The sequence below is a fragment of the Streptococcus sp. HMSC074B11 genome (genome assembly GCF_001808705.1).
In the GTDB taxonomy this organism is placed as follows: domain Bacteria; phylum Bacillota; class Bacilli; order Lactobacillales; family Streptococcaceae; genus Streptococcus.
Window position 1 is genome coordinate 133,581 of record NZ_KV794270.1, and the last position, 7,769, is coordinate 141,349.

9 protein-coding genes are annotated in these 7,769 nt (G+C 39.6%); all 9 read right to left on the reverse strand.

Features of this window, described 5'->3' with window-relative positions:
* Positions 1-10: 10 nt before the first annotated feature.
* Positions 11-496 carry an LURP-one-related/scramblase family protein gene (locus HMPREF2619_RS04965; protein WP_070459584.1) on the reverse strand — a complete coding sequence of 162 codons (486 nt, stop codon included), beginning with the start codon at positions 494-496 and terminating at the stop codon, positions 11-13.
* A gap of 273 nt (positions 497-769) precedes the next feature.
* The gene (locus HMPREF2619_RS04970) at positions 770-1,021 is read right to left on the reverse strand and encodes a hypothetical protein (RefSeq protein WP_061863298.1); all 252 of its coding nucleotides are present in this window, start codon (positions 1,019-1,021) and stop codon (positions 770-772) included.
* 141 nt (positions 1,022-1,162) lie between these two features.
* A complete protein-coding gene (locus tag HMPREF2619_RS04975; RefSeq protein ID WP_070459587.1) occupies positions 1,163-2,233 on the reverse strand; it encodes an ABC transporter substrate-binding protein in 1,071 nt (356 codons plus the stop codon).
* Complete coding sequence (locus HMPREF2619_RS04980; protein WP_045763347.1) at positions 2,230-3,003, reverse strand: ABC transporter permease; 774 nt, start codon at positions 3,001-3,003, stop codon at positions 2,230-2,232. The genes HMPREF2619_RS04975 and HMPREF2619_RS04980 overlap by 4 nt, the downstream gene beginning before the upstream one ends.
* Positions 3,000-3,806: an ABC transporter permease gene (locus HMPREF2619_RS04985; RefSeq protein ID WP_000754116.1), complete on the reverse strand. Its 807-nt coding sequence runs from the start codon at positions 3,804-3,806 to the stop codon at positions 3,000-3,002. Before HMPREF2619_RS04985 ends, HMPREF2619_RS04980 begins: the two co-directional genes overlap by 4 nt.
* The gene (locus HMPREF2619_RS04990; protein ID WP_070459590.1) at positions 3,787-4,944 is read right to left on the reverse strand and encodes an ABC transporter ATP-binding protein; all 1,158 of its coding nucleotides are present in this window, start codon (positions 4,942-4,944) and stop codon (positions 3,787-3,789) included. The genes HMPREF2619_RS04985 and HMPREF2619_RS04990 overlap by 20 nt, the downstream gene beginning before the upstream one ends.
* 134 nt (positions 4,945-5,078) lie before the next feature.
* Positions 5,079-5,984: a UDP-N-acetylmuramate dehydrogenase gene (murB, locus tag HMPREF2619_RS04995; protein ID WP_070459593.1), complete on the reverse strand. Its 906-nt coding sequence runs from the start codon at positions 5,982-5,984 to the stop codon at positions 5,079-5,081.
* Between the two features lie 117 nt (positions 5,985-6,101).
* Complete coding sequence (locus HMPREF2619_RS05000) at positions 6,102-6,854, reverse strand: YhfC family intramembrane metalloprotease (RefSeq protein WP_070459596.1); 753 nt, start codon at positions 6,852-6,854, stop codon at positions 6,102-6,104.
* Between the two features lie 12 nt (positions 6,855-6,866).
* The gene (gene budA / locus HMPREF2619_RS05005) at positions 6,867-7,595 is read right to left on the reverse strand and encodes an acetolactate decarboxylase (protein ID WP_049526960.1); all 729 of its coding nucleotides are present in this window, start codon (positions 7,593-7,595) and stop codon (positions 6,867-6,869) included.
* Between the last annotated feature and the right edge of the window lie 174 nt (positions 7,596-7,769).

Sequence of the window (7,769 nt, forward strand, 5' to 3'; positions counted from 1 at the left end):
CTCCTTTTTACTAATTTGATTGGCTTTCTAGCATTTCCACATAGTCAATAGCGACACAGAGGGAAATGACTAGGTCAGCATAAGATTCGTCATAGACGGTTACGGTGTAGGTAGAGGTTAAATGGAAAAGTTCCTTGGCAATCTCCGCAATCACTTGATCACGATCGTCCAGCAATTTAAAATTCAAATCCCAGACATTTCCTTCGATACGAAGACCGAGATTGTCAAATTCATACTTATCTCTAAAGAACGTCAACTTCTTCCGAATATAAAAATAATCGCCGTTACTGAGTTGAATTTCAAAACGAGGTAGGAAAGTTAAGACTTCCTTACTAATCTCACTGACCTGTTCACCAGCAACATCATAGATGGTAAAGGTTTTAGGAATCTTAAAAAATGAACCTTCAACCTGATAGGCGACATTGCCCAACTCATCCTTGATATCAAAACGTTCACCACCTAGGCGAAATTTTTGTTTGACAAGAAATGTTCTCATAAACACCTCCAAAAATAAAAGACAAATCCATATCACGAAGGGCGAAAAACCGCGGTACCACCTTCATTCAATGAACTTGTCATTCTTTGATTCTTATGCAATTGTTAGATTGAGTAGCATGATTTTCTATCTTAGATGGCTCGCAGCACCGCCAATTCTCTGAACTAAGATGGAGAGAAAATCAATTCTCAACTTCCCTATTATAACGTTTTTTTAAGCTTGCGTCAACTGGAAATAATCCTCATTTAAATAACCAACTCCCTACATCCCTGATTACTTTTTCAGGATATATTTTTTCTTACTGCCATTTTTCTTTTTATCCCAACTTTTATTCCAAGTTTTCGAATTGCTATACATAAATACGAAAATATTTGCAAATATAAAGAACCCTATTACCAAATGTATGGAATCCGTTGTTAGATATTGCCGATCCAAGCCATCCTTTAAATGAAATAGTATAATTGTTTCGTTAACAATTAAAAAGGTTGGCCAGTAACTTTTTTTGAAAAAAGTAGACATTTTCATGATTTGTTACCGCTTTCTATTATTATAAACTTAGTATACTACTAGGCTATAAAATAAGCAAATAGGATAGTAAAAATATACAGTTATACAACTATTCAAAAAACGAACCAGCTTGACTGGTTCGTTTTGTTTTATATACTCCTACTTTCGATACATCTTGAATTGAAGGAAGAGGTCACTATAGATACCTGTCCATTTATGGTCAAATTTCTCATAGACCTCTAGGTGTTTCATAGTATCTGCATCTGGATAGAAGGACTTGTCTTCTTTTGTCTCTTCAGGGAGCATTTCCTTAGCAGCATTGTTTGGTGTTGAATAGCCGACATACTCTGCATTTTTTAGAGCATTGTCAGGTTTTAACATAAAATTGATGAAGGCATAGGCTGCATCCTGGTTCTTGACAGTCTTAGGAATGACCATATTGTCAAACCAGAGATTACTTGCCTCTGTCGGTACGACATAGCGAAGATTTTCATTTTTCTCCAGCATCTGGCTGGCTTCTCCTGAGAAGGTCACACCGATGGCAGCGTTATTCTGAATCATGTACCCCTTCATCTCATCCGCAACAATAGCCTTGATATTAGGTGTTAGCTTATAGAGCTTATCTACCGTTTCCTCCAACTGCTGTGGATCTTTAGAGTTGAGGCTATAGCCTAGTGAGTTAAGACCTAAACCAAGTACTTCACGCGCTCCATCAAAGAGCATAATAGAGTTTTTATACTCTGGCTTCCAAAGGTCGTCCCAGTGTTCAGGCGCTTCTTCCACCATAGTCTCATTGTAGACAATTCCCAAGGTCCCCCAGAAGTATGGGATAGAGTACTGGTTGTTGGGATCAAAGGACTGGTTTAGAAACTCAGAGCCGATATTCTCAATTCCCTCAATCTTGCTATAATCTAGCGGAATCAGGAGGTCCTCATCCTTCATCTTATTAATCATGTACTCACTTGGGATAGCAATATCATAGGTTGTCCCACCCTGCTTGATTTTCGTGTACATGGCTTCGTTAGAGTCAAAGGTCTCGTACTGAACTTGGATTCCTGTTTCTTCTGTAAATTTCTCCAGAAGTTCAGGATCGATATAGTCTCCCCAGTTATAGATAACCAATTTTTGACTATCGCGACTATTGATTTTACTGTCAAGATGATAAGAAATTCCCCACAAAACAAGGATAATCGCTAGAATTCCTGCTAAAAATGAATAGAGTCGTTTCATGCTTGTTCCTCCTTCTCACGTGAAATGAAGTAATATCCAACTACTAGGATAATACTAAAGAGAAAGACCAAGGCTGAAAGAGCATTGATTTCAAGCGAAATTCCCTTACGAGCCCGAGAGTAAATCTCGACTGAGAGGGTTGAAAAACCATTTCCCGTTACAAAGAAGGTCACAGCAAAGTCATCTAGGGAATAGGTGAAAGCCATGAAGTATCCTGCAATGATAGACGGCGTTAGATAAGGAAGCATAATTTCCTTGAACATCTGGAACTGGCTAGCTCCAAGATCATAGGCTGCATGAATCATATCCCCATTCATCTCTTTCAAACGAGGAAGAACCATGAGCACTACAATTGGAATGGAAAAAGCCACGTGACTAGATAGAACTGTCAAAAATCCAAGTGAAAACTTGAGTTGGGTAAAGAGAATCAAGAAGCTGGCACCAATCATAACGTCTGGAGCAACCATCAAAATGTTATTGAGAGATAGAAAGGCTTCTTGATATTTTTTACGTGATTGGTAGATGTAGATAGCACCGAAAGTCCCAATAACAGTCGCAATCAAGGCTGATAGGAAGGCTAGTAAAAAGGTCTGAACCAAGATGAGCATGAGTCTTCCATCTCCAAACATGGTTTCAAAGTGAGACAAACTAAAGCCTGTAAAACTATTCATATCATCACCAGCATTGAAGGCATAGCCGATCAGGTAAAAAATTGGCAAATAAAGGACTATAAAGACAAAGGCTAGGTAAAGATTCGATAATTTTTTCATCGTTCTCTCCTTTCCTTAGTCACCCACATAGTGATAAACATAGTCAGGATAAGAACAACACCGATAGTTGAACCCATACCATAGTTGTCATTGGTCAAGAAGTTCTGCTCGATGGCAGTCCCCAAAGTAATCACTCGGTTCCCCCCAATCAAACGGGTCAACATGAAGAGACTCAAACTTGGGATAAAGACAGATTGGACTCCACTTCGCACCCCGTTCATAGACAGAGGGAAGATGACATGGCGGAAGGTTTCCCACTTGGTTGCACCCAAGTCATAGCTGGCATTGATGAGATTGTTATCCATATCATCCAAAACATTGAAGATGGGCAAAATCATAAATGGAAGCTCGATGTAGCTTGCAACAAAGATAAATGAGAAATCCGTAAAGAGCAACTGCTGAGAACCAATTCCGATAAACTCTAGGAATTGATTAATAGAGCCATTTTGACCAAAAATCCCGATAAAAGCATAGGCCTTAAGGAGAAGGTTGATCCAAGTTGGTAGGATAATCAGCATGAGCCAGAGTTGACGGTGTTTAAGACGAGTCAAAAAGAGGGCTGTTGGATAACTGATAAGAAGTGTCACTAGAGTTACAATCCCAGCATAAAGAACCGAGTTAAAGCTCATTTTAAGATAGGTCAAATTTTGTGACGCAAAATAGGATTTATAGTTTTCTAAACTGAACTGGCCTTCAATGTTGAAAAATGATTGTCCAAAAATCAAGACCAAGGGTGCGAGGACAAAAAGTGCAATCCAAAGCATGTAGGGCACTACAAAGAGTTTAGAGGTTGTTTTCTTCATCTCTTTCCTCCTCAATAGCGTTTATCAAACCTGCTTCTTGCTCTTCGATTTCTACGTATTCTTCGATACGAGCATCGAACTCTTCTTCTGTTTCATTGAGACGCATGATGTGGATGTCTTCTGGTTCAAAGTCCAGACCAATTTCCTCACCAACGATGGCCTTACGAGTTGAGTGAATCATCCATTCATTGCCGAGTTCATCATAGGCGATAATCTCATAGTGAACCCCACGGAAAAGCTGAGTATCAACCTTAACTTGAAGCTTACCTTCTTCTGGAAGGGTGATCTGCAAATCTTCTGGGCGAATCACGACTTCGACTGGCTCATTTGGCTTCATCCCACCGTCTACCGCTTCAAATCGTTTGCCATTGAACTCGACCAAGTAGTCCTCAATCATAGTCCCTGGCAGGATATTTGATTCACCGATGAAGGTTGCAACAAAGTGGTTAATGGGCTCATCATAGATATCAACTGGTGTTCCTGACTGAACAATTTCACCGTCATTCATAACGAAGATCCAGTCACTCATGGCGAGAGCTTCTTCCTGATCGTGAGTAACAAAGACAAAGGTAATACCCAAGCGCTGTTGCAGTTCACGCAGTTCGTACTGCATATCTGTTCGCAACTTCAAGTCCAAGGCTGACAAAGGTTCATCCAACAAGACCACACGAGGCTGGTTGATAATGGCACGCGCAATAGCTACACGCTGACGTTGTCCTCCAGATAACCTACGGATAGAACGTTTTTCATATCCTTCAAGCTGTACCATCTTGAGAACTTCTAAGACACGTTTTTCGATTTCTTTTTTATCGACCTTACGCAATCGCAGTGGAAAAGCAACATTTTCAAACACATTCATATGTGGGAACAAGGCGTAAGACTGGAAGACCGTATGAACATCACGTTTATTGGTCGGGATATCATTGATACGGACACCGTCTAGCATGATATCACCAGTTGTTGCATCCAGCAACCCTGCAATGATATTGAGGATGGTTGATTTACCAGATCCTGAGGCACCGAGAAGTGTATAGAACTTCCCTTCTTCCAACTCAAAGTTAATATCCTTGAGAACCTTGGTGTTGCTATCTTCAAAAACTTTAGAAACGTTTCTGAATTCGATAATTGGTTTTTTCAATTGTCATAAATTCCTTTTTCTTCGTAAATTAACAGATTGGGACCTTGTTAAATGCTAGCAATAACTATAAGGAATTGACCCAAACCATATCTAGCGATAAAATCCCAATCTTTGTATAATGTGTAATAATAATGTTATTCGTGTTCACCCAAGATACGAACTTCTCGCTCTAGGGTAACACCTGAATGTTCTTTAACTTTTTCGATAACAGACTCAATTAAGTCTTCATAATCTCGAGCAGTCCCATCGGCTACATTAATCATAAAGCCTGCATGTTTTTCTGAGACTTCGACACCACCGATACGGTAGCCCTTCAAACCAGCTTCTGAAATCAATTGCCCTGCAAAATGCCCTACTGGACGTTTAAAGACAGAACCACATGATGGATATTCCAAAGGTTGTTTGAGTTCTCGAAGGTGGGTCAAACGTTCCATTTCTTGATTAATAGTCTCATAATTCCCTGGAGATAGTGCAAATTTAGCTGATAAGACTACTGCTCCAGAATCTTGGATAGCTGAATGACGATAACCAAAGGTCAAGTCTTTAGCAGATAGGGTTTCGATTTCACCTTCTTTAGTCAAGATTTGACAAGACTGGAGAACATGAGCAATCTCACCACCATAAGCGCCAGCATTCATAAAGACAGCACCACCGACGCTTCCTGGAATACCACAAGCAAACTCAAAGCCAGTCAAACTATGACGTAGAGCAATACGAGTGGTTTCAATCAAGTTAGCTCCTGCTTCTGCCTCAATGGTATAGCCATCAACAGAGACATTATTAAGCTTGTCACACATGATTACAAAGCCACGAACTCCGCCTTCTCGGACGATAATGTTACTTGCATTTCCAAGAACCATCCAAGGAATGTTTTCCTGATTAGCAAACTTGACTACACGAGCCATCTCATAGCGATTGCGTGGAAAAACTAAATAATCTGCCTTCCCTCCAACTTTGGTATAGGTATAAGTTTTTAGCGGTTCATCGAATCGAATATCGATTCCTTCTAGTGTTTCTTTTAGTTTATCTAATACGGTCATTTTTCTAATCCTTTTATAAAATCCATTCCATTATACCATTTTTGGCTCTATTTTTCGATGATTTGGTTAGCTTTTTCAAAAGCTCAAACTAAAAAGAGGATGAACCTCTTTTTTGTATTATTGCTTTTTATAAAAGATCGATTTTGTAAAGTAAATAAAAATAATAACTTCCACTGCTAACAATCCTTCTACGAGAAGGGGATTTGACAACCAGCCAACTTGAGATAGGCTCGGAGCCAAATCAAATAGGGCGTGTAAACCATAAGCAGCTACTAGGTATATCCATTTCTTTTGGCGAACTGCTTGATAAACCCAGAAGGTCAAGCCAACTTGAAGAAGCAAGGCTAGGATTCGCTCAAGTCCTAAAAGGTAAATCTGCCAAGCTGCTAGATTATTAATAGTTGTAAGCGTGCTTTCAGGCAAGAGTTGCATAATATTTGGATTTTGAGATTCTACTGCTGAAAAGAGGATGAAGAGATTGAGTAGACTTGCAATCCCGATATAGAGCAATTCCAAGCCACCATGCCCCAATCCATAAGCAAGAGCATCTGAATCTTCCAAAGTTCTTTTCTTCTCTAACCATTTAAAGAAAATAAGTCGAGCTGTTTCTTCAAACAAAGCAGCCATACAGATCCCATAAATCACATAGAGAAGGGGATTTCCCGTCATGAGTGGAACTGTCCCATCCTTTTGTGGATGAAGAACCAAGAGATGAACGATTTTCTCTAAGACCTGAGATGAAGCAAAAAATGCAACTGCCCCAAGTCCCAAAACTGCAAAATTAATCTTGTATTTCTTTCTTGCGTACCAAACTGCTGCAATGAGGACGGCAAACAAGGCCAGCATCGTTATTATTACATGAATTTTCATATTTGACTCCTATTATTCTGCCTGTTCGATATCTTTTTTCATCTCGTCAACGTTAAACTTAGCAAATAGATATTGACGATCCTGAACAGGAAAACGTTGATCCAACTGATCAACAGCTCCCACTTCTACAATACCTTCCTTGATGACAAAATCCATAACGTGGCCACCAAAGGTTAGGTCATCTGAGATAAAGTGTAGATGGTAACCAGCAACACTAACTCCATGGAAAATTTCAGGTGTCCAAAAACCAACGATAGTTCCTGAGACATTGTCGCAGCTATATTCAGGCTGATGCGTCGCAACCTCAGCAAACTTCGTTTCGCTTGTTGATTTTGGAATCATACGAACATGCATGTGTTTAAAATCACCATGAATCTTGATGGAACGAAATAGATTTTCTCCATCATAATAGGATTCAATACGTTTTTCAAGTTCCTGATCAGTCATTTCAAAACGCTGACGGAAAATAACTTCTGCCTGGTGGGGTACAACTGCTGCATAGGGAATCAAGGCATCTGGTGAAACTTCCACAATTTCAGGTTTCTCACCTGATCCCTTAGCCTGATAAGCTTTCCCATCTAAGACAATCAATTCTCCATCGATAGAATCCAGGGTTCCTAATCCTAAATCACCATGTTCAAGCAATTCACCAACGGTCATGGTTCCTCCGTAAAGTCCCGCCATCAAGGCTCCCAAAGTATTATATTGGAATAATTTAACTGGTTCTTGCACCTTCATCATCTCGCTCTTCTTTGAAAATTTTACTTACTAAGTATATCACATTTCTGATTAGAATTGAATGCTAGACTGCCTTTTAATACTCAATGAAAATCAAAGAGCAAACTAGGAAGCTAGCCGCAGGTTACTCAAAACACTGCTTTGAGATTGTGGATAGAACTGACGAAGTCAGCTCAA